Origin of the sequence: Micromonospora sp. CPCC 205739 (genome assembly GCF_036906795.1) — a bacterium.
GTDB lineage: Bacteria > Actinomycetota > Actinomycetes > Mycobacteriales > Micromonosporaceae > Micromonospora.
Genome location: NZ_JBAKHS010000017.1, coordinates 1 through 22657, shown reverse-complemented (window position 1 = coordinate 22657; position 22657 = coordinate 1). Strand labels below are relative to the sequence as shown.

The window sequence follows — 22657 nt, the reverse complement described above, 5'->3', positions numbered from 1 at the left end:
CGGTCGTGCGAACCGCCGTGCCGATCAGCAAAGTGATCACGCGATCCACGGGATTCCACGGTAACACCTCCCCGACCCGGGGCGGGCGTCGCACCCGCCCCGACCGGCTCCGGAGGCCGCCGTGGGTCAGCCCGTCGCGACCTCGGTCGATGGCGTGGCGGGCGTCTCCGGGGTCCGCGCGGCCGGCACGCCGGGGCGGTCGGCCCCCGCCCGCTCGCCCGCGGGCCGCGCCCCGCCGTCGCCGTCGCCGCCCTCGCCGCCCTCGCTGCCGCCGACGGCGTCGGTGTCGGTCTTGGTGTCGGTCCTGGTGTCGCCGGTCGCCGGGCTCCGGTCACCGGAAGTGCCCTCGACCGCGGCGGGCGCTCCGCCGCCGGCCGCGTCGACATCGCCGGTACGCCCGCCGTCGGGCTCCGCGCGGTCGGCCCGCGAGCCTTCGTCGGCCGTCGTGGTGGCACCCCCGCCCGGTCCGCCGTCCGGCGCGTCCCCGGCGGGCGGGCCGGACGGCCCGTCGCCGCGCTGCCGGCCGGCGCCCGGTTGGGTGCGGTCGGTGGAGTGGTCGAGCACCCGCAGCGAGGCCAGCGCCGCCATCGGCACCACCAGCGCGCCGGCCGCCCCGGCCACGTCCAGGGCCGACCCGCCGAGCAGCCCGCCGATCGCCGCCGCCACGGCGGTGCCGGCCATCGCCGCCCGGATCGCCGGGTAGATGCCGAAGAGCCGCATCAGCCCGCCCCAGGGCTGGAGCAGGGCGAACCAGACCAGCAGGGCGCCGACCACGGCCAGCACGGACAGCGGGCTGTTCACCAGCGTCTCGAAGTTCGCGGTGCCGGCACGGTGCACCGTCAACCCGCCGGTGCCGTCGCCGAGGGCGGCGAGGAAGCGGCCGAGGCTGCCCCGCTCCTCCGCCGGCCGGCGCACGTCCACCACGGCGTACCCGATGGTCAGCGCCAGCCCGGCCATGGCGGCCCAGACCAGCCGGCTGACGGTGAGCCAGCCGCCGGTGCTGATCGCGGCGGCGACCGCCACCCCGGCGGTCAACGCGACCGCGCCGATCGGATCCGAGCCGAGGTACGGGCTGCCGACCACCACGACGGCCGTGCCGCCGACCGTCACCACCACCATGGGCCGCCACGCCCGGCGGAACCGTTGGGCGAGCCAGCCGGCGCTGAGCAGCGCGCCGGCCAGGAACACCCCGAGGCCGACCGTGCCCAGCCCGGAGAACCGGCCGCCCTCCAGCGCCGAGTAGCCGACCACCCCGTTGAGCTGCAACCGGGCCCCGCTGAGCACGTCCGCGCCGACGACCAGGGTGGCCAGCCCGGCGACCGCGCCGAGCGGGCCGAGGGTGCGGTCGTGGCCGGGGGCGAAGCGCACCAGGGCGGTGGCCGCCACGACCAGGGCCGCGGTCACCAGCGCGAACCACCAGCCGGCGTGGTCCACCCGCCACCAGGGCACCGCGTCGGCCAGCAGCGCGGCCGGCACCGCCAGCGCGGCGGCGATGAGCAGCAGCTCCACGGTCGCCACCACCCGGCGGGAGACCGGCGGCGGGCTGTGCGGGCCGGCGAGCCGGCGGGCCCGGCGCAGCAGCGGCAGCACGATCACGAAGAGCGCCACCTGCGCCAGCGCGAGCAGCGCGAAGAACCAGCCGGCCACGGTCCGCTGGGCCCCGGCCTCCCGGTCGGCGTCGGCCGGGGCGGCGATCGCGGCGGCCAGGTCGTCCGGCCGGCCGTCGACGCGGATCGCCGGACGGCCGAGGAAGAGCCGCTCGGGCATCGGCCGGCCGAGCGCGGCGAGCGCGGTCGGGGCCAGGTCGACCAGTTGCAGGTAGCCCTCCCGGCCGGTGCTGGCCGAGGTGAGCAGGCCACCCTCCCAGCCCGGCCCGTCGGCCACCGCCACGTGCAAACGGGACGGCGTCTCGGTGTCGGAGACCCCGGCCACCATCACCAGCGAGCGGGGCGGCCGGGCGGCGAGCACCGTCGCCAGCGCCGCGTCGACCCGGCGGGCCTCGGCCTTCCGGGCCGCCGGGTCGTCACCGGCGACCGTGCCCAGGTCGACGATGCTCAGCACGCAGGAGCCGAGCAGGTCGGCGGGGTCGTCGGGCAGCTTCGGGGCGTACCGGTCGACCCGGCCGAAAGGTCGGGCGGCGGCCACCGCCGCGCCGGGTCCGATCGCCACCGAGCAGCGCACCGACTCGGACAGCGAACCGGGCACCGCCCCCCAGGGCAGCCGTTCCTGGTTGTGCTGGACCACGCTCTCCTGGTCGGGCAGGTTCGCGCCGATCCGGTCCGGCTGCTCGATCGTCACGCCGACCGACGGGCAGGCGTCCTGCTGCCGGCTGCCGTTCCAGGCCGCGTAGCTGCCCGCGCCGAGGGTGAGCCACCCGTCGACCGGGCAGGTGGGGCGGTGCGCCGAGCGGGTGGAGAGCGAGCCGATCGAACCCTGCTCGGCCATCCGCCACAGGGTCGGGGTGGTCTGCGGGTCGACGTCGTCCCAGCGCAGCCCGGCCACGCCGGCGAGCACCACGAAGTCGGCGGTACGCCGGGGCGCGCCGGTCTCCGGGCGGGCCGCCAGCGCGGTCACGCCGAGCACCACCACGAGCAGCGTGAGCAGGACCGGGGTGAGTCTGCGCAGCATCAGCGGCGTCCCGTCGAGGGGGTGTCCGCGCCGGGGGCGGCCGGCCCGGCGGGGTCGGGGTCCAGCTGGGCGTAGAGGTCCAGCAGCGCGGCGACGGTGTCCTCCTCGGTGGGCCAGGTCGCGGCGCGGGCGACGGCGCGGCGGGCCAGGTCGGCGCGGAGGCTCTCGTCGTCCAGCAGCGCCCGCACCGCCGCGTCGACCGCGTCGACGTCGCCCGCGGGCACCAGCACCGCGGCGTCGCCGACCAGCTCCGGCAGCCCACCCACGGCGGTCGCCACCAGCGGTACGCCCGCCCGCAGCGCCTCCTGCGCGAACAACTGCCGGGCCTCCCAGTCGCTGGTGACCACCGCCAGGTCGGCCCCGGCGAGCAGGTCCGCCACGTCGGTGCGGTGCCCGAGCAGCGTCACCGGCGCCCGGGCGGCGGAGATCCGGGCGGCCAGTTGCAGGTACGCCGGCCCGCTGCCCGCGATGACGACAGCCGGCGGCGGAGTCCGGGTACGCCACCGGGCCGCCGCGTCGACCAGCACGTCGTACCGCTTCTGCGGGTGCAGCCGGCCGACGGAGAGCACCAGCGGCTGGCCCGGTCCGACGCCGAACTCGGCGCGGACGGCGGCGCGCCGCCGGCGCGGGGCGGGCAGGGTGGGTGCGGCGACCGGGGCGAGCCGGGCATCGGTGGCGCCCAGCGCGGCGGCCCGCTCGACCAGGTCCGCGGAGGCGCCGAGCGCGACCCGGGCGGAACGGGCGACCACCCGCTCGACCAGCCGGGACAGCTGCCCGCGCACCCCGCCGGCGAGCACCGCGTTGTGCCAGGTGACCACGAGCGGCGCGGCCGGGCGGGCGAGCGCGGCGACCAGACCGGCGCGCAGCCCGTGCGCGTGCACGACCCGCACGGTCTCGGCGGCCAGCACCCCGCGCAGCGCGGTCACGGCCCGCGCGTCGGCCGGGGTGGGGCTGGCCGGGATCTCCACCGGGGCGAAGCGGGCCCCGACGGCGGTGAAGTCAAACTGGTCCTGGGTGGCGGCGGGCCCGCACACCAGCACGGACGCGCCGGCCTCGGTGAGGCCGCGGGCCACCGAGCGCACGTGCTGCCCGACCCCGCCGGTGCTGGAGGCCAGCAGCAGGACGATCGTGCCCCGCCAGCGGGGCGCCGAGGTCCCGTCGGTCATCGGTGCTCACCTTCCGTTCGCGACTGCGGGGCTCGCAGACCCGGCTCACTCCTCGCGCTCACCGCGACATCTTCCGTTCGCGACTGCGGGGCTCGCAGACCCGGCTCACTCCTCGCGCTCACCGGGACACCGTCTCCTTCCCGTCGCCCCGTTCCGGGGGGCTGCCCTCCTGCGCCGGACCGGGCGCCGGGGCGCGCCGTCGCCCGCCGAGCCGGCCCACCCGGGCGAGCAGCGGCCGGACGTCCGGCCGGTCGGCCAGGTAGGCCACGCCGAGGAACACCACTGCCACCACGGCCCCGGACAGCATGCCCTGAACGAGTGCCTCCGGTGTCGTCGGGGTGCCGCCGGTCACGTCGGCGAGCCACCGGGAGGCGAGCGCTCCGGCGGGCGCGGCGAGCGCGGCGGCGAGCACGCCGGCGGTGGCCGCCCGGCCCGCGCCGGACAGCGCCGCCCGGCCGGCGGAGCGGGCCACCACGGCCAGCAGCAGGCCGCCCAGGAGCAGCATCCCCAGCGAGTTGGCCAGGGTCACCGCCAGTACCCGGTCGCGCAGCGGCAGGGCCGCGCCGAGCAACAGCGCGGCGGCCGGCACCGACAGCCAGCCGACGGCGGTCGCCCAGGTGGCGGTCCGGGTCTCGCCCCGGGCGTAGAGGGCGCGGGTGAGCACCGCGAAGAGGCCGTAGCCGAGCAGCCCGGGCGCGAAGCCGGCGACCGCCGCGGCGGCGGCCGGCGCGGTCTGCGCCGGGAAGAAGAAGTACCCGATGGGCGTCGCCACGCCCACCAGGGCGGCGGCGCCGAGGCTGCTGAAGATCAGCACGCCGCGCACGGCGGGGGCGAGAGTCCGCCGGTAGGCGTCCTCGTCACCGGCGGCCCGGGCCGCGGCCAGCGTCGGGTACGCCGCGACGGCCAGCGGCACCGCGAGCACCGCCCAGGGCAGCAGGTAGACGGTCTGGGCGAGGTTGTAGACGCCGGGGTTGGTCGCCGCGCCGTAGGTGACCTGGTTGAGGCTGACGATCAGCGCGATCTGCTGGGTGGTGACGGTCACCGCGCCGGCCACCGCCAGGCCGCCGACCCGGGCCCGGGCGTCGGCCGGGAAGCCGTACCCGGGGCGCAGCCGCAGGCCGAGCCGGCGCAGCGGGACCAGCAGCGACAGCGACAGCACCACCACCCCGGCGGTGGTGCCGCCGGCCAGGATCAGCTCCCCCGCGCCGGTGACCTGGGCGACGGTGGCCAGCCGCCCCTCGACGGCGGTGAAGGCGAGGTAGACCGTGATCACGGTGATGCTGCTGAGCAGCGGCGCGATCACCGGCCAGGCGAACCGCCGGTGCGCTTGGAGCACGCCGGTGAGCACGATGCCGACGCCGTAGAGCGGCAGCTGCGGCGCGAACAGCCGCAGCATCCGCTCGCCGCTGTGCTGCTGGGCCACGCTGAGGCCGTCGCCGAGCAGGCCGACGATGGGCCCGGCGGCGAGCGCCACCAGCACGGCGAGGGGCACCAGCAGGGTGACCGTCCAGGTGAGCAGCGCCCCGGTGGTGGCGGCGACCGCCCGCCGGTCGCCGGCCGCGACCGCGCCGGCCAGCAGCGGTACGACCAGGCTGGCCAGCGCCCCGCCGGCGACGATCTCGAAGATGAAGTTCGGTACGGCGTTGGCCACCACGTACGCGCCGCCGAGGTCGGTCGGGGCCAGCGTCCAGGTGAACACCGCGGTACGACCGAAGCCGGCCAGGCGGCTGACCACGGTGAGGACGGCGATGAGGGCAGCCGCTCCGGCCACGCGGCCGGCGCCGGCGAGGGGTGCCGGTGTGGTCACGTCAGTCGGATCGCCGGCCCAGGGCGTCGAGTTCGCGCAGGCCGGGGGTGCGCTGGATGACCTGCGTGAAGCTGACCTTCTCGCTGGCGGCGGTGAGCCCGGCGAGCACGGCCAGGATCCCGGCCCGGCCGACCGGCCCGGTGCGGGCGGCCAGCGCCACGCCGAGCACCGCGCCGAGGGCGTTGGCGCCGCTGTCGCCGATCATCACCTGCTCGTCCAGGTCGTCGCCGAGCAGCCCGCCCGCCGCGCCCACCGCGCCGGCGGCGATGCCGCCGTGCGGGCCCCGGGCCAGCGGGGCGCCGAGCAGCAGGCCGGACTTCAACGCCCGGCCGGGACGCAGGTCGAGCAGGTTGAGCAGGTTGGCGGTGCCGGCCACCACCCCGGCGCCGAGCAGCACGTCGACCGCACGGGCGAGGGGACGCTGGCCCGGCCGGCGCGCGGCGACGCGGGGGTCGGCGGCGAGCAGGGCGGCCGCGCCGAGCCCGGCGGCGCCCACCCCGACCACCTTGACCATGCCGGCGGTGACCCGGCCCTCGCGCAGCGCGGCCAGGTGGCCGGCGAAGCCCTTGGCGGTCTTCTGCTCGGGCCGCCCGCCCACAACGTCGTCGTAGAGCCCGACCGCGCCGGCGCCGAGGCCGGCCACCAGCGCCGCCGCGCCGGCGGGGACGCTGTCGGCGCCGAACGCGCCGGCGCCCGCGGCGCCGACCGCGAGGGCCGGGCCGGCCGCGAGGGTGACGGTGTGGCCGCGGAAGTTGGTCCGCTCCAGCGCCGGGGCGGGCGGCGCGGTGCGGATCTCGCGCAGCGCGTACCGGGCGGTCGCGACCCCGACGGCGGCGGCCAGCAGCCGCCCCAGCCCGCTCATGCGGGGCCGCCGGACGGGACGGACGGGAGGACTCCGGTCACCGGGGTACGTCGTTCGCTCACTGGGGCAGTCTAGGCAGCAGGGACCCGGCATTGTCGCCGACGCCGTACTGGCCCGCCTTCTTCTCGGTGAGCTGCTGCACCAGGGCGAGGCTGGTGACCAGCTGGCCCTGCACGGTGTTGGCGTTGTCGACGGTGGAGATGGTCTGGGCGAGCACCGGGTCGCTGCGCACGATGCCGACGAGGTTGCCCCCGACCGAGCCGTTTCCGCCCACCACGATCGAGCCGGTCCGGTCGAACTGCTCGGCGACCTTCACCACCGACTCGTCCTTCTTGGCGGAGTCCTTGTCCACGTACGGCTGCCCGCTGACCACCACGACGGCTTCGGCCGGACCGGTGACCTTCTCCTCGGTGGTGAGGTAGCCGGCGTTGGAGTACGAGTTCAGCACGGCGCGCCGGTCGGCCTCGGCGACGGCGGGGGTGCCCTGGGCGCGGTCGAGCAGCACGCTGGCCAGCAGGGCGCTGGAGGTCTCGACCCCGTTGCCGTTGCCGGGCAGCGCGGAGGCGGGCGCGGTGGGCCGCGCGGCGGTCACCGCCAGTTCCATCAGGTTGGTGTTGTTGTCCGGGTTGATGAACTTGTCCTGCAGGTCCACCCGGCCGGTCACGTCCGCCCCGGCGAGTTCGAGCATCTTCAGCACGCCCTCGGTGTGGTCGCGGCCGGTGGGCAGGCTCAGCACCAGCACCCGCTTGCCGGTGAGCTTGCCCGGCAGAACGACCTGGGCCATCTGGGCCGCGTACTCCTCCTCGAGTTCCAGCTCCTTCTGCAGGTTGTTGACCGACTGACGCATCAGCTGGTTGTCCTTGCGCAGCGCGTTGACGTTCTCCTTGAGCGAGTCCGCCACCGGGCCGTTGAGGGCGGCCGTGCCGACCACCAGGCCGATGGCCAACGCCAGGAAGACCGCGGTCAGGGACACCACGTGGTACCGGAAGTTGATCACGCTTGCAGCCTCTTGATAGGTCGGGGAGCTAGAAGAGCTGGCCGAGCTGGAACACCAAATTGTCCCACCACTCCGAGACCACGCCCAAATACGCCTTCCCGACGGTGGAGACCGCCACCGCGGAGGCCATCGCGGCGACCGCAGAGAGGACCAGCAGCAGCAGCGAGGAGCCCGAGATGCTCTGCCGGTAGAGCCGGCTCACGCCCTTGGCGTCGACCAGTTTGCCGCCGACCTTGAGCCTGGTGAGGAAGGTCGAGGCCATGCCGCCACGGCCCTTGTCGAGGAACTCGACCAGCGTGGCGTGGGTGCCGACGGCCACCAGCAGCGAGGCGCCCTTCTCGTCGGCCAGCAGCATGGCCAGGTCCTCGCTGGTGGCGGCGGCGGGGAAGGTGATCGCCGGCACGCCGAGCCCGTTGACCCGGGCCAGGCCGGGCGCCCGCCCGTCCGGGTAGGCGTGCACGATCACCTCGGCGCCGCAGCGCAGCACGTCGTCCGTGACCGAGTCCATGTCGCCGATGATCATGTCGGGGGTGTACCCGGCCTCGACCAGCGCGTCCGCCCCGCCGTCCACGCCGATGAGCACCGGCTTGAACTCCCGGATGTACGGGCGCAGCACGTCCAGGTCGTCCTTGTAGTCGTAGCCGCGGACCACGATCAGGCAGTGCCGGCCCTGGACCTGGGTCTGGATGTCCGGTACGCCCACCCCGTCGAGCAGCAGGTCGCGTTCCTGCCGCAGGTAGTCCATGGTGTTGGCGGCGAACGCCTCCAGCTGGACCGACAGCCCCTCCCGGGCGTCGGCCATCGCCTTGGCGACGGTCTCGGCGTCCTGCAGGTCCCCGTGGGCGACCGGCTCGTCGCCGACGTAGACGGTGTTGCCCTCGATCCGGATCGTGTCGCCCTCGCGGATCCGCTCGAACACCCCCTCGCCCAGGTCGTCCAGGAGCGGGATGCCCGCGCCCACCAGCACCTCGGGGCCGAGGTTGGGGTAGCGCCCGGAGACCGACGGCTTGGCGTTGAGCACCGCGGCGACGCCGACAGCGACCAGCGAGTCGGCCGCCACCCGGTCCAGGTCGACGTGGTCGATCACCGCGATGTCACCGGGGCGGAGCCGGCCGACCAGCCGTTTGGTACGACGATCGAGACGTGCGGTGCCGAGGACTGAGCCCGGTTCCGCGTTCCGGGTCCGGCGCAACGTGGGTAGACGCATCGTGACCATCCTGGCATGTGAGGCAGGCTTTTCTGTCGCGACATGCCTGAGCAGGGCCGCCTACCCAGGGAAGCACACCGGAGCGCAGGCCGGTGTGCTTGCGCTCACAATACCGGCGGTCAGGGTCGCCTTTCCTTGGCCGCCACCGCCAGAAGTTCCTCCGCATGCGCGATACCCAGGTCGGAATCCGGCAAACCCGCGAGCATCCGGGCCAGCTCCCGGGCCCGCTCGGTGTCCTCCACCACCCGGACCCCGCTGGTGGTGACCGCTCCCCCGGTGTCCTTCGCCACCACCAGGTGCCGGTCGGCGAACGCGGCCACCTGCGGCAAATGGGTGACCACCAGCACCTGGTGGCTGCGGGCCAGCCGGGCCAGCCGGCGGCCGATCTCCACCGCCGCCTGGCCGCCGACGCCGGCGTCCACCTCGTCGAAGACCAGCGTGGGCGGCCCGCCGGAGCCGGCGAAGACCACCTCGATGGCGAGCATCACCCGGGACAGCTCGCCGCCGGAGGCGCCGCGCTGCAGCGGCAGCGAGGGCGCGCCCGGGTGGGCGAGCAGCCGCAACTCCACCTCGTCGGCGCCGTCCGGGCCGATGCCGGCCTCGGTGCCGTTGACCGTCAGTGCCGGCTCGCTCCTACCCACCGGCCGCGGCACCACCGCCACGTCGATCCGGGCGTGCGGCATGGCCAGCCCGGCCAGCTCGACGGTGACCTGCTCGGCGAAGCGGACCGCCGCCTCCTGCCGGGAGGTGGACACCCGGCCGGCCAGCTCGGCCACCTCGCCGGCGAGCCGGGTGGCCTCGCGGTCCAGCTCGTCGAGAAGCTCGTCGGAGGTGTCCAGGTCGGACAGGCGGGTGCGGGCCCGCTCGGCCCAGGCGACCACGCCGTCGACGTCGTCGGCGTACTTGCGGGTCAGCGCGCGCAGCGCGGCCCGCCGCTCGTGGATGACCTGCAACCGGGCCGGGTCGGCATCCAACGCGGCCAGGTACGCCGACAGCTCGGCGGAGACGTCGGCGACCAGGGTGGCCGCCTCCTCCAGCCGGACGGCCAGCTCGCCGAGGGCCGGGTCGGTGCCGGCCTGCGCCTCCAGGGTGCGCCGGGCGGTGCCCAGCAGCGCCGTGGCGTCGGGCGTCTCGTCGGCGGCCTCCACGCCACCGGCGACGCACTGGTGTGCCAGCTGGGCCGCGGTGCGCAGCCCCTCGGCGTGCTCCAGCCGCTGCGCCTCGGCCTTCAGCTCGTCGTCCTCGCCGGGTTGCGGGTCGACCCGGGTGATCTCGTCCAGGCCCAGCCGCAGCAGGTCGGCCTCCTGGTTGCGCGCCCGGGCGTTGCGCCGCCGGTCGGCCAGGTCGTCGACCACGTGCCGCCACCGTCCGTACGCCTCGCGCAGCGAGTCGAGCAGCTTCTCGTGCTCCGGCCCGGCGAACCGGTCCAGCGCGGCCCGCTGCTCGGCCGGGCGCAGCAGCCGCAGCTGGTCGGACTGGCCGTGCACCGCCACCACCTGCTCGCCGACCTCGCCGAGCATCGACACCGGCATGCTCCGGCCGCCCAGGTGCGCCCGGGACCGGCCCTCGACGGTGACCGTGCGGCTCAGCAGCAGGGAGCCGTCCTCGTCGGGCTCACCGCCGGCGTCGACGACGCGGGCGTGCACCGTGTCGGCGAGCCGGCCACCGAGGCGCAGCCGCCCCTCGACCACCGCCCGGCCCGGCTCGGCCCGGACCCGCCCGGCGTCGGCCCGGCCGCCGAAGAGCAGGCCGAGGCCGGTCACCACCATCGTCTTGCCGGCACCGGTCTCGCCGGTGATGACGTTCATCCCGCCGGCCAGGGGCAGCGTGGTGTCCTCGATGACGCCCAGTCCGGTGATGCGCAGCTCTTCCAGCACAGCACCCGACAGTAGACGCGGCCCCCGACAGTTGCCAGCCGGCGCGGGCGGCGCGACGGCCGCCCGTACGATCACCGGTCGTGGACGCGACGAGCGGTGGACGGCAGGTGCTGCGGATACTCGGTCTGGACGAGGACGAGGAGCGCCTGTACCGAACGCTGCTGCGGTTGTCGACCGCGCACCCGGCGCAGCTGGCGCACCAGATGGGGTGGCCGGCCGACCGGCTCGCCCGGACCTTGGACGCGCTGCGCGACCGGGGCCTGGTCGCGCCGGCCGGCGCCGAGCCCGACCCGCCGCTGCGGCCCCTGCCGCCGGACGTGGCCCTCGGCGACGAGCTGCTGCGCCAGCAGCAGTCGCTGGAGTCCGCCCGCCGCCGGGTCGCCCAGCTGACCGAGGAGTACCGGGCCGGGGTCCGCCGCCACGACGCCGACCACCTGGTCGAGATCGTCACCGGCGCGGACGCGCTACGCGCCCGGCTGCGCCGGCTGCAGGACGACGCGCGCACCGAGGTGCTCTGGTTCTGCCGGGCCAGCCCGCTGGCCATGCCCGGCGCGGAGAACGTGGAGGAGTTCGCGGCGCTGGCCCGCGGGGTCGAGTACCGGGCGATCTACGAGCGGGAGCTGCTGGCGGAGCCGGGTGCCCTGGCGGACGTGGAGAAGGCGGTCCTCAGCGGCGAGCAGGCCCGGGTCACCGACAGCCTCCCGGTCCGGCTGGCCATCGCCGACCGGACCACCGCCATCTGCCCGCTGGTGCCCGACCGGGCCAGCGGCGCGCCGAGCGCCGCGCTGATCGGCCGCAGCCAGCTCCTCGACGCCCTGCTGGCGCTCTTCGACAGCCACTGGCACGCGGCCACCCCGCTGCGGCCCGGTACGGGGCTGCCGCCCGCCGACGGCGGCCCCGGCGCCGACGAGCGGTTGCTGCTCTCGCTCTTCGTCGCCGGGGTGCCCGACAAGTCGATCGCCTCGCAGCTCGGCGTGAGCCGGCGTACCGTCCAGCGGCGGCTCGCCGACCTGATGACCCTCGCCGGGGTGGACACCCGGCCGGGGCTGGCCTTCCAGGTCGCCCGGCGGGGCTGGATCTGAGCGGAGCCCGGGCGGGGCGGCTCACGGCCGCCCCGCCCGGCCCGGGTCAGCGCAGGCCGTACGCGTCGACCACGGTCTGGTCGACGGTGTTCCCGGCCCGGTCGCGGGCGTGCACCCGCAGCGACACCGTGCCCTGCCCGGCCGGCACCACGGCGGTGAACCGGGTGCCCGAGCCGTGCACCGGCGCCGCCCGCCAGCTCTGTCCGCCGTCGAACGACACCTCGACCCGCAGGCTGGTGCCGGTCGGCGCCGGGACGCCCGCCGGCTGGCGCAGCGTCAGCTCCAGCTGGTGCGGACGGCCGCCGGCGACCTCGCCGCGCAGGTCGGCCGGGACCCGGTAGTCCACCTGCAGCAGCGACAGCGGCTGGGCGGCGTCCCCGGCCGGCCGGGCCGAGGTGAACTCCCAGGCCGTCTCGGTCCGGGTGGCCCAGCGCCAGTCCTCCGAGGCGCGCCGGGTGGTCAGGTCCAGCCGGTAGCGGGCCGCCGCCGCGGTGGTGGACACCGGTGCCCAGCCGTCGGAGAGGTCCGCGATCTGCTGCCCGTCGCGGCTGAGCCGCGCCTCGACGTCGTCCTGCTCCTCACCGAAGCCGGCCGGGGCGTGGTGCCCGTCGGCGTCGACGAACTCGGCGACCCGCAGGTCCAGCGTGTCCCCGGTGCGGGTGGGGACCGGCGCTCCGGCGGCCGGCACGGCCGGCCGGACGACCGGGGCGTACCAGCTCTCGGTGTCCCGGTCGTCGCCGGTGTACCGCCGGGCCTGCGCAAGGAGTCCAGCCTGGAGCGGACCCCAGTGCGACCACATGAGCTTGTGCAGCACCCGGTGCTGCCACCAGGAGTCGCCGGCGCTGACGTACTCCCGCCGGACGGTGCCGGTACGCACGATCCGCTGGTCGTCGCCCATGGCGACCGTCTGCCACGGACGCCAGCCGAACCGCTGCTCGCTGGCCCAGTCCAGCCCGCCGGTCTCGCCGTAGCTGGCGGTCACCTCGGCGGTGTTCTCCGCGGTCACCGTGTGCACGATCCGCTCCGGGATCTGGTCCTCGGACACCTGGAAGACGTCGTACAGGTAGGGGCTGTTCGCGGTGAGCGTCAGGTCCAGCGTCGCGCTCCCGGTCCGGGCCGCGGCGATCATCGGCTGCCCGTCGTCGTGGGCCACCACCATCGCCGGAACGGGCAGCCGCTTCCCGTTCGGACGCCAGACCGTCCACGCGCTGAAGTCCGCCGGGCGGACGATGAGCACCGCCACCGCACCGGCTGCGGCAGCCGCCGCCACCTGGTCGTTCTCGGAGACGTCCGGGCTGGCGGTGAGGAGCACGGCCGCCCCACGGGCGCGCGCCAGCTCACCGGCGGTCCCGGTGCCGGCGAAGACCAGCGGGAGCTTCCGCCGGTCGGCGGGCGCCGGCGACTGGCCCAGCAGGTTGATGTCCAGCGGACCGGACACCCCAGTGATCCGGGCGTCCACCATCGGCGCGACCAGCTGCCACCGGGAGGCGAACTCGAACTCGCCGGACCGCACCGGCCGGGTCGGGGTGACGTTGAGCTGCTGGATCGTGCTGAACGCCATCACGCTGTGGTCGACCTGCCGGCCGTTGCCGAAGACCCGGTGCTCGTAGAAGTTGAGCGCCGCCCGCTGCTCGGTCGGCTTCGGGGTCTCGATGCGCACGGGCGTGCCCTTGCGCGGGTCGAGCACCACGGTGACGTCCCGGTCGACGGTCAGCTCCGGGTCGGTGACCAGGGTGAGCTGCTCGTCCAGCGGGGCGCCGTGCTCGATGAGCCCCTGGAGCAGGTAGGGGCCTTCCTCCACCCGCGTCTTGATCTCCATGCCGGGAAGGAGGTAACCGAGCATGTCCGAGTCGGAGTGCTCGCCGAAGAGGGTGACCACCGGTGCCATCCCCGGCTTGCCGGCCATGTCCAGCGCGCGCAGGGTGACGGTGTGGATCGGGCCGCTCAGGGTGAGCGCGACCGCCGTGCGGACCGTGACGCCGTCCGCGCCGGTCGCCACCAGCCAGCCGCCGTACGTGCCGCGGTCCAGCTTCGCCGGGTCGGCGCGCAGCGGAACGGCGACGCTGCCGCCGGCGGGGACGGTGACCTCGGTGCCCACGGAGAGGCCGTCCGGCTCAGCCGTGCCGTTGTCGAGGTTGCGCAGCTCCAGCGCCAGGCGCAGGGTCTGCGCGGCGCCGGTGCCGTTGGTGTACGTCACGGTCCGCTCGACCGCCGCGGCACCGGTGGCCAGCCGACCGAAGTCGGCGGTGGCCGAACCGTACATCCGCTGGGACAGCGCCCGCGGCACGTCGACCCGGCCGGTGCCCTGCTCGAAGACGGTCAGCCCCGGCGTCGGCTTGGTCGTGCTGACCAGGGCGTCCTTGAGCTGGCCAGCGCTCCACTCGGGGTGTTCCTGGGCGAGGATCGCGGCCGCGCCGGCGACGTGCGGGGTGGCCATCGAGGTGCCGTTGGCCCGGGTGTACCCGTCGCCCACCGCGGTGCCCATGCTGGTGCCGGCGGCGCGGGCGGCGACGATCCCGACGCCCGGCGCGGTGATCTCCGGCTTCACGCCGCCGTCACCGATGCGCGGGCCACGGCTGGAAAAGTCCGCCAGGTTGTCGTCGCGGTCCACCGCGCCGACGGTGAGCGCTCCGCTGGCGGCGCCCGGGGAGCCGACGGTGTTCGCCGCCCCCTCGTTGCCCGCGGCGACGACGAAGAGCGCGCCGGTCTCGGCGGTCAGGTCGTTCAGCGCCTGGCTCATCGGGTCGGTGCCGTCGGTCGGGCTCCCGCCGAGGCTCATGTTGATCACCTTGGCGCCGGAGCGGGCGGCCCACTCCATGCCGGCGACGATCCCCGACTCGTAGCCGGAGCCTGAATCGTCCAGCACCTTGCCGACCAGCAGCCGCGCGCCGGGCGCGACGCCCTTGCGCAGCCCGTCGGAGGCGGCGCCACTGCCGGCGATGGTGGACGCCACGTGGGTGCCGTGGCCGTGCCCGTCCTGCGCGCTGCCGGTGCCGCTGAAGTCCTTCGCCTCCATGATCCGGCCGGCCAGGTCGGGGTGGTTCGCGTCGACGCCGGTGTCCAGCACCGCCACCTCGACACCCGCGCCGTCGCGCCCGGCCGCCCAGGCAGCCGGCGCGCCGATCTGCGGCACGCTGTGCTCCAGGTCCGCCCGGACCCGCCCGTCCAGCCAGACGCGGTCGATGCCGGCACCGAGCCGGGCCGGCGCGCCGGCGGCGGTACGCGCCGGCGGCGTGCCGCGCAGCGTCGTCCACAGCCCGCCGAGGTCGTTCTTGCCGACCTTCAGCGCGGCGCCGTTGATGCTCTCCAACGGCCGGGCGGCGGTGGCCCCGGCGAGCGGACGGACCCGCCCACCGGCCGGCTGCTGGTAGCGCACGATCAGCGGCAGCGCGCCCTGAGCGGCGTCGCCGTACCCGTCGGCGACGAGTTCCTGCACGTCGAACAGGTCCGAGTCGAGCACCCCGGCGGAGACGTACGGGATGACGTCGCTGGGCAGCACCCGCAGGCCACCGTCGGCCTGAATGGTCTGGAAGGTGATCCGGTCCCGGCCGGGGCCGGGGCGGACGGTGGCGGCGACCCGGCCGGATGCGGCGGGAGCCAGCTCCACCCGGTCGCCGGTGATCAGGGTGATGAGGGCGGGCGCGGCGCCCGGGGCGGTCGTGGCCGAACTCGGGCCACTGGGCCGGGCGGGCGGGTCGGCGGACGCCGGTGCGGCGAGCCCGACCACCAACGCGCCGACCGCGCCGGCGCTGAGCCAGCGTGGAGACCGGTGCATGCGATGTACTCCTCTACTCCGGGGCCGGCCTCGAGGAGGTCGGCCCACCGGAGTCTGCGCCGGAGATCATCGGTTGGTCACTAGGGGCGGTCCGCCGCACCGGCGACATGTCGCCAGGTGGACACGGGGCGACCGGGACCGGACCGCCGCCGGTCCGGCGTGTGTCCGGCGTACCGCGGGCCGGGCGGCCGGACGTGCGCCGCCGCCGCTCGGTGGGCGCTCAGCGCCGGCTGCCGCGCCAGCCCTCCACGGGCAGCGCGAACTTCGCCACCAACCGGTCGGTGAACGGCCGGGCCCGCAGCCGGACGATGCGTACCGGCAGCGCGCCGCGGCGCACCGTCACCCGGGCGCCCGGCGGCAGGTCGAAGACCCGCCGGCCGTCGCAGCAGAGCACCGCGAGGGTGGTGAACGGGTCCACGGTGATGGAGAACGTGGAGGTCGGCGCGGTCACCAGCGGCCGGCTGAACAGCGAGTGCGCGCTGATCGGCACCAGCAGCAGGGCCTCCACCTCCGGCCACACCACCGGGCCGCCGCCGGAGAAGGCGTACGCGGTGGAGCCGGTGGGCGTCGCGCAGACCACCCCGTCGCAGCCGTACCGGGACAGCGGGCGGCCGTCCACGTCGACGAGCAGCTCCAGCATCTGGGCCCGCTCGCCCTTCTCGACGCTGATCTCGTTGAGCGCCCAGGACTCGATGGTGGGCCCACCGTCGAACTCGGCGGTCACGTCCAGGGTGAGCCGCTCGTCCACCGTGTAGTTGCGCCCCACCACGTCGCGGACCGCCACGTCGAGGTCATTGATCTCGGCCTCGGCGAGGAAGCCGACCTTGCCCAGGTTGATGCCGAGCAGCGGCGCCTTGGCCGGCCGGGCCAGCTCGGCCGCGCGCAGGAAGGTGCCGTCCCCGCCGAGGGCGAAGACGATCTCGGCGCCCTCGGCCGCCTCCGGGCCGGTCACCGGCACCACGCCGGGCAGGTCGAGGTCGTCGGCCTCCTCGGCCACCACCCGCACCTCGAAACCGGCCGCGATGAGGTCGGCGGCGACGGCCCGGGCGTGTTCGGTGCTGCGCCGCCGCCCGGTGTGCGTCACCAGCAGCGCCGTGCGGCTCACCGGGCCACCCGCCCGCCCGTGCCGCCGGGGCTCACCCCGTCGCTGTCGCCCACCGGCTCCGCCTCTCGTCTCCCGCTCGCCGGGTTCCGCTCGTCGCTCACCCTGTCACCTCCCCGGTCCGGTCCGCCGGCACGCTCCCGCCGGGAGCCGGGCCCTCGGGCCCGGCCGCCACCACCGCGCGTACCCGCTCGGGGTCGGCCGCCGGGGCGCCCCGGCGTAACCATACGAAGAACTCGACGTTGCCGCTGGGCCCCGGCAGCGGACTGGCCGCCACGTCCGCCAGACCCAGCCCGAGCCCGGCCGCCGTGGCCGCCACGTCGAGCACCGCCTCGGCGCGCAGCGCCGGGTCGCGGACCACGCCGCCGGTGCCCACCCGTTCCTTGCCCACCTCGAACTGCGGCTTGACCATCAGCGCCAGGTCGCCGTCGGCGCGGGTGCAGCCGGCCAGCGCCGGGAGCACCAGGCGCAGCGAGATGAAGGACAGGTCCGCCACCGTCAGGTCCACCTCCCCGCCGATGACCTCCGGAGTCAGCGTACGGACGTTGGTGCGCTCGAAGACCCGTACCCGCTCGTCGGTGCGCAGCGGCCAGGCGAGCTGGCCGTAGCCGACGTCCACCGCCACCACCTCGGCGGCGTCGGCGCGCAGCAGCACGTCGGTGAAGCCGCCGGTGGAGGCGCCCGCGTCGAGGCAGCGCCGCCCGGCGACGGTCAGCCCGCCCGGGGCGAACGCGGCGAGGGCACCGGCCAGCTTGTGGCCGCCTCGGGAGACGTACTCGGAGGTGGGGTCCTCGCCGGTGACCAGCAGCGGATCGGCCGGGTCGACCATCGCGGCGGCTTTGCGCGCCGGCACCCCGCGCAGCTGGACCCGGCCGGCCTCGACCAGCGCGGCGGCCTGCTCACGGGAACGGGCCAGACCGCGTCGGACGAGTTCGGCGTCGAGGCGGGTACGACGTGCCATGCGGTGGTTCTCCGGTCGGTTCAGGCCTGGTCGATGGTGGCGAGGGTCTCCCGCAGCGTCTGGTACGCCGCCTCGTACTGGGCGATCTGGTCGGCCGGGGGCAGGCCCTCGGCGTTGATCATCGCCTGGACGGCGGCGTCGACGGCGGGGTGGTGCGCCTCCTCGACGTCCTCGTACGCCGTGGGCGCCGGCCCCGGGCGCGGTCCGGGCGGCGGGCCGGGGCGCGCTCCCGGCGGCGGTCCCGGACGGGCGCCGGGCGGCGGCCCGGGCCGGAACGGCCCGCTCACCACGCGCTCCGGTGGCCGGCGGGCGTCACTGCCCGCCGCCGGTGGTCCGCTTGCGGGGCGCGGCCTTCTTCGCCGGCCGGGTCGCCGGCGTGACGCCGTCGCCGCCGGTGGTGCTCACCGCGGCCGGTGGCTTCTTGGCGATCGCCTTCTTCGTTACGGCCTTCTTCGCCACCGCCTTGGTTGGGGCGGGGACCGGCGGGGTGGCCGTGGACGTGCCCGGCAGCAGCCCGCCCGGGCCGCCCTTGGCCTCGCGCAGCTGCCGCTCCAGCTCGTGCACCCGGCGGGTCAGCTCGGCGACCTCGTCGGCGGTGGCCAGACCGACCGCCCCGAGCGCCCGGTCCACCTCGAAGCGGACCAGCTTGGTCAGCGCCTCGCGGTTGGCCGCGCTGGTCGAGAGGAGTTCCTCGGCGAGCGCCTGGAGCTGGGCGGCGGTCGCGCCGCCCGTGCCGACCAGCCGCCGAGCGGCGTCCTGGGCCTTCTTCCGGGGCGCCTCCGTCAGGCCCATGGCCAGCTCGAGGTAGGCGCGCCACGCATCCTGCATGCCGGTTTTCCTTCCGCGGGGCGGGGTGTGCGGGTCTCACGCTACCGGGCGCCCCGGACCGCCCATTGCGGTACGGTGCCGAGGAACGGCGTGGCGGGGTGTGAGGAGACGATGTGGCCAGCGTGGACGAGTGCCGGCAGGCGTTGCATGATCTGGCGAGCCGGTTGGAGCGCCACGCCGAGGTCGGCCAGCGGATCGACCTGGACCGCACGCTCGCCTGCCGGATCACCGACCTGGACACCGCCTTCCACGGTCGGCTCGCCGGCGGACGGCTGGTCGACCTGTCCGACGGCGACGACCCGAAGGCCAAGATCGCACTGACCACCGGCAGCGACGACCTGATCGCCCTGGTGCGCGGTCAGCTCGACATCACCAGGGCGGTCGCCGCCCGCCAGATCTCGATCAAGGCCAGCCCGTTCGACCTGATGAAACTCCGCAAGCTGCTCTAGCGCCCCGGCCCGGGCGGGCCGGTCAGGCCGACAGGCCGAGCACCGCGAGGGCGCGTTGCGCCTCCGGCGTCGTCGGCCGCACCTCCGGCGAGGCCAGCGGCGCCGACCAGGCCGCCGCGCAGAGCGCGGCGAGGGCGTCCAGCGGGCGTCCCGCGCCGCGCAGCTCCAGGCCGCCGTCGACCCGGGCGGCCGACCAGCCGCCGACGTCCGTCCCGCCCGGCACCGCGACCACCGCCGCCGGGTCGAAGAGCCCGGCCAGGTCCATCGCCACGTACGTCGGGCGGCGCGGCTCGGGTGCCGCCAGCAGCTCGGGCACGTCGCTCACACCGGTCAGCACCAGCAGGCTGTCCAGCCCGGCACGGCGGGCGCCCTCGATGTCGGTGTCGAGACGGTCGCCGACGACCAGCGTCCGGCCGCCACCGGCCCGGCGGGCGGCGGTGGCGAACAGCGCCGCCTCGGGCTTGCCGACCACCATGTCCGGTTCCCGGTCAAGGGCGTGCCGCAGCGCGGCGACCAGCGAGCCGTTGCCGGGCAGCGGGCCGCGGCCGCTGGGCAGCGTGCGGTCGGTGTTGGTGGCGACCCAGGTCGCCCCGGCGCGGATGGCGACGGACGCCTCGGCCAGGTCAACCCAGCCCACCTGCGGGCCGTACCCCTGCACGACCGCGACCGGCGACTCGTCCGCGCGGGCGACCGGGGTGAGTCCGGCGGCGCGGATCTCGGCGCGCAGCGCCTCCGCGCCGACGACCAGCACCGGCGCGCCGGCGGGGAGCCGGTCGCGGAGCAGCTCGGCGGCGGCTGCGGCGGAGGTCAGCACCTCCTGCGGCTCGGCCGGCACGCCCATGCCGGTGAGCAGGTCCGCCACCTCGCTGGAGCGCCGCGAGGCGTTGTTCGTGGCGTACGCCACCGCGCGGCCGTCGGCGTGCAGCCGGCCGACCGCCTCGACCGCGCCGGGGATCGGCCGGTCGATCAGGTAGATCACCCCGTCCAGGTCGAACACGACCAGGGTGTACCCGTCGACCAGCCGGTCCCCGGCGACCTCGGTCATCGCGACTCCGACTCCGACTCCGACCCGCGCTCGGCCGGCTCGTCACCGGCGGGCCGCGACGCGTCGCTCACAGCCGAGTCGGTGTCGGTCGCGGCCGGCTCGGCGGCGACGGCCATGGCCGCCTCGTCGGTGAACTCGTCCGCGTCGCGCTCGTCGTCGTCCTCGTCCTCGTCGAAGTCGTCGTCGTCCTCGTCGCGGTCGTCGTCCCCGTCGGTTTCGTCGTCGTGACGGTCCTCGTCGGTCAGGCCGTCGGCGGCGGCGGTCAGGTCGACGTCCGGCTGGGCCGGCACCGCACCCGGCGCGCCCGGACCGGCGGCGACCTCCTCGGCCGACTCGTCGTCCTCGTCGTCGCCCTCGATGACAACGCCGTCGAGTTCGAGCAGCCGCTCCGCCGCGTCGGTCTCACCGTCGGTGTCCACGTCGGCGGCACGGGAGAACCACTCGCGGGCCTCCTCGCGACGACCGACGGCCAGCAGCGCGTCCGCGTAGGCGTAGCGCAGCCGGGCCGTCCACGGCTGGGTCACTTCGGCGGTCAGCTCGGGGACCTGGAGCATCGCCACCGCGGCGTCCTTCTGCCCCAGGTCACCCCGGGCACCGGCGGCCACGATCAACAGCTCGACGGCGAGGCCCTGGTCGAGCTTCTCCCGGTCGGCACCCCGGAACAGGTCGATGGCCCGCTCCGGACGCCCCAGCGCCCGCTCGCAGTCGGCGAGCACCGCCAGGTGGCTCTGCAACCCGGTCATCCGGTGGTACGTGCGCAGCTCGGCGATGGCCGTCTGCCACTCCCCCGCGTGGTACGCGGCCAGCCCGACCGCCTCGCGGACGGCGGAGATGCGCGAGGCCAGCCGACGGGCCGCCATCGCGTGGGCGAGCGCCTCGGCCGGGTCCTCGTCGATCAGCTGACCGGTCGCGACCAGGTGCCGGGCGACGGTCTCCGCCACCGGCTTGTTCAGCGACAGCAGCTCGGCGCGGACAGCGGTGTCCAGGTCGCTCGCGGCGATCTCGTCCGGCAGCGCCGGCGCGACCGCACGACCGCCCTCGGCCTCGTCCTGCCGCTCCCGGTCGGGGCCGAAGCCACCCTCGCGACGCCGGTCCTCGAAGCCCCGCCGATCGTCGCGACGCGGCCGGTCACCGTAGCCGCCACGGTCGGCGCCCCGGTCGGGCCGGTCGCCACCCTCGCGGCGCTCGCCGCCTCGGTAGCCGCCCTCGCGACGCTCGCCACCACGGAAGCCACCGCCCTCGCGACGGTCACCACCACGCGGGGCCTCGCCGTCACGGCGGAAGCCGCCCTCACGACGGTCACCGCCCCGGAAGCCACCTTCGCGGCGCTCGCCGTCGCGGAAACCGCCACCGCGCGGGGCCTCGCCGTCACGGCGGAAGCCACCTTCGCGGCGCTCACCGCCGCGCGTGTCGCCCTCGCGGCGGAAGCCACCCTCACGACGGTCACCACCGCGGTAGCCGCCCTCGCGCGGGGCGTCGCCGCCCCGGTAGCCGCCCTCGCGACGCTCGCCACCACGGAAGCCACCGCCCTCACGACGGTCACCACCACGCGGGGCCTCGCCGTCACGACGGAAACCACCCTCACGACGGTCACCACCCCGGAAGCCACCCTCACGACGCTCGCCGTCGCGGAAGCCACCGGTGCGCGGCGCCTCACCGTCACGACGGAAACCACCCTCACGGCGGTCACCACCCCGGTAACCACCCTCACGACGCTCGCCGTCGCGGAAGCCACCAGCGCGGGGGGCCTCGCCGTCCCGGCGGAAACCACCCTCGCGACGCTCACCGCCCCGCGTGTCGCCCTCGCGGCGGAAGCCACCCTCACGGGGACCCGAGCGGAAGCCGCCCTCGCGACGGTCACCACCGCGGAAACCGCCCTCGGGACGGTCGCCGCCGCGCGTGTCGCCGTCGCGGCGGAAGCCACCCTCACGGGGGCCGGAACGGAAGCCGCCCTCACGACGGTCACCGCCGCCGAAGCCACCCTCACGACGGTCGCCACCACGGAAGCCACCACCACGCGGGGCGTCGCCGTCACGGCGGAAGCCACCCTCGCGGCGCTCGCCGTCACGGAAGCCACCGGTACGCGGGGCATCGCCGTCGCGGCGGAAGCCACCCTCGCGGCGGTCACCACCGCGCGTGTCACCGTCACGGCGGAAGCCACCCTCACGGGGACCGGAACGGAAGCCGCCCTCACGACGGTCACCGCCGCCGAAGCCACCCTCACGACGCTCGCCACCACGGAAGCCACCACCACGCGGGGCATCGCCGTCCCGGCGGAAACCGCCCTCGCGGCGCTCGCCGTCACGGAAGCCACCGGTACGCGGGGCGTCGCCCTCGCGGCGGAAACCAGCCTCGCGCGGACCGGACCGGAAACCGCCTTCACGGCGCTCGCCGCCACGGAAACCACCGGTGCGCGGGGCATCGCCGTCGCGGCGGAAACCACCCTCGCGGCGCTCGCCGCCGCGCGCATCGCCCTCGCGGCGGAAGCCACCCTCGCGCGGGCCGGAACGGAAGCCACCCTCACGGCGGTCACCGCCGCGGTAGCCCCCGCTGTCACGGCCGCCGCGGTCGGCACCGGAGGTGCCCCGCTGGCCGCCTCGATCGTCACGGTCTCCGCGGTACGGGGGTCGGTCGTCCCGGCGTGGGCCGGCACCCCGCCCTTCGGGGCGGTCGGCTCGGTCCTCGTTACGGCGCGGACGGTCTCCGCCCTGCGGTCCTGAACTCACAGGTACATCCTTCCTCATTGCGCCATCCGTGGCGCTACGCAGTCGAGGGCCGACCCGGATGGGGCGGCCCTCGACTGGAAGATTGTCCGGCGGTGTCCTACTCTCCCACACCCTCCCGAGTGCAGTACCATCGGCGCTGGAGGGC

General features: G+C 76.1%; 17 protein-coding genes. 3 read left to right on the top strand and 14 right to left on the bottom strand.

The window, feature by feature from the left end; all coding sequences use genetic code 11:
* Window positions 1-126 precede the first annotated feature (126 nt).
* The 7 genes from V6U88_RS22220 to recN all read right to left on the bottom strand — a co-directional run bounded on the left by V6U88_RS22220 (window position 127) and on the right by recN (window position 10544).
* On the bottom strand, window positions 127-2628 hold the full coding sequence (locus tag V6U88_RS22220) for a hypothetical protein (RefSeq protein ID WP_334455777.1): 2502 nt from the start codon (window positions 2626-2628) through the stop codon (window positions 127-129).
* On the bottom strand, window positions 2628-3794 hold the full coding sequence (locus tag V6U88_RS22215; RefSeq protein WP_334455775.1) for a glycosyltransferase family 4 protein: 1167 nt from the start codon (window positions 3792-3794) through the stop codon (window positions 2628-2630). Before V6U88_RS22215 ends, V6U88_RS22220 begins: the two co-directional genes overlap by 1 nt.
* 118 nt (window positions 3795-3912) lie before the next feature.
* Window positions 3913-5601: a murein biosynthesis integral membrane protein MurJ gene (murJ, locus tag V6U88_RS22210; RefSeq protein ID WP_334455774.1), complete on the bottom strand. Its 1689-nt coding sequence runs from the start codon at window positions 5599-5601 to the stop codon at window positions 3913-3915.
* A 1-nt stretch (window position 5602) separates the two neighbouring features.
* Complete coding sequence (locus V6U88_RS22205) at window positions 5603-6463, bottom strand: hypothetical protein (protein WP_334455773.1); 861 nt, start codon at window positions 6461-6463, stop codon at window positions 5603-5605.
* 58 nt (window positions 6464-6521) lie between these two features.
* A complete protein-coding gene (locus V6U88_RS22200; protein WP_334455772.1) occupies window positions 6522-7460 on the bottom strand; it encodes a copper transporter in 939 nt (312 codons plus the stop codon).
* 28 nt (window positions 7461-7488) lie between these two features.
* Complete coding sequence (gene steA, locus V6U88_RS22195; RefSeq protein ID WP_334455771.1) at window positions 7489-8667, bottom strand: putative cytokinetic ring protein SteA; 1179 nt, start codon at window positions 8665-8667, stop codon at window positions 7489-7491.
* A gap of 119 nt (window positions 8668-8786) precedes the next feature.
* Window positions 8787-10544 (bottom strand): DNA repair protein RecN, encoded by a 1758-nt coding sequence (gene recN, locus V6U88_RS22190; RefSeq protein ID WP_334455770.1) that lies wholly within the window; start codon window positions 10542-10544, stop codon window positions 8787-8789.
* Between the two features lie 80 nt (window positions 10545-10624).
* On the opposite strand from recN, the gene V6U88_RS22185 reads away from it, so the two are divergent.
* Window positions 10625-11626: a helix-turn-helix domain-containing protein gene (locus tag V6U88_RS22185; RefSeq protein WP_334455769.1), complete on the top strand. Its 1002-nt coding sequence runs from the start codon at window positions 10625-10627 to the stop codon at window positions 11624-11626.
* 46 nt (window positions 11627-11672) lie between these two features.
* Here the strand turns inward: V6U88_RS22185 and V6U88_RS22180 are convergent, their stop codons facing one another.
* From V6U88_RS22180 to V6U88_RS22160, 5 genes are all read right to left on the bottom strand, one after another.
* Window positions 11673-15401, bottom strand: coding sequence for a S8 family peptidase (locus tag V6U88_RS22180; protein ID WP_334455767.1), 3729 nt, complete (start codon window positions 15399-15401; stop codon window positions 11673-11675).
* A 220-nt stretch (window positions 15402-15621) separates the two neighbouring features.
* A complete protein-coding gene (locus V6U88_RS22175; protein ID WP_334455765.1) occupies window positions 15622-16506 on the bottom strand; it encodes an NAD kinase in 885 nt (294 codons plus the stop codon).
* A gap of 97 nt (window positions 16507-16603) precedes the next feature.
* Entirely contained in the window at window positions 16604-17464 is an 861-nt protein-coding gene (locus V6U88_RS22170) for a TlyA family RNA methyltransferase (RefSeq protein ID WP_334455763.1), read from the bottom strand.
* A 20-nt stretch (window positions 17465-17484) separates the two neighbouring features.
* Entirely contained in the window at window positions 17485-17751 is a 267-nt protein-coding gene (locus V6U88_RS22165) for a hypothetical protein (RefSeq protein WP_334455762.1), read from the bottom strand.
* 25 nt (window positions 17752-17776) lie between these two features.
* Window positions 17777-18292 (bottom strand): phasin family protein, encoded by a 516-nt coding sequence (locus tag V6U88_RS22160; RefSeq protein ID WP_334455760.1) that lies wholly within the window; start codon window positions 18290-18292, stop codon window positions 17777-17779.
* Between the two features lie 113 nt (window positions 18293-18405).
* Here V6U88_RS22160 and V6U88_RS22155 point away from each other — a divergent pair, with 113 nt between their 5' ends.
* Window positions 18406-18741: an SCP2 sterol-binding domain-containing protein gene (locus V6U88_RS22155; RefSeq protein WP_334455759.1), complete on the top strand. Its 336-nt coding sequence runs from the start codon at window positions 18406-18408 to the stop codon at window positions 18739-18741.
* A 22-nt stretch (window positions 18742-18763) separates the two neighbouring features.
* On the opposite strand, the gene V6U88_RS22150 is transcribed toward V6U88_RS22155, so the two are convergent.
* A complete protein-coding gene (locus V6U88_RS22150; RefSeq protein ID WP_334455757.1) occupies window positions 18764-19786 on the bottom strand; it encodes an HAD-IIA family hydrolase in 1023 nt (340 codons plus the stop codon).
* Window positions 19783-20727, bottom strand: coding sequence for a tetratricopeptide repeat protein (locus tag V6U88_RS22145; protein WP_334455756.1), 945 nt, complete (start codon window positions 20725-20727; stop codon window positions 19783-19785). The genes V6U88_RS22150 and V6U88_RS22145 overlap by 4 nt, the downstream gene beginning before the upstream one ends.
* Between V6U88_RS22145 and V6U88_RS22140 the strand changes: the two genes are divergently transcribed.
* Window positions 20650-22506, top strand: coding sequence for a hypothetical protein (locus tag V6U88_RS22140; RefSeq protein WP_334455755.1), 1857 nt, complete (start codon window positions 20650-20652; stop codon window positions 22504-22506). The two genes, V6U88_RS22145 and V6U88_RS22140, sit on opposite strands and share 78 nt — an antisense overlap.
* The last annotated feature ends 151 nt before the right edge of the window (window positions 22507-22657 follow it).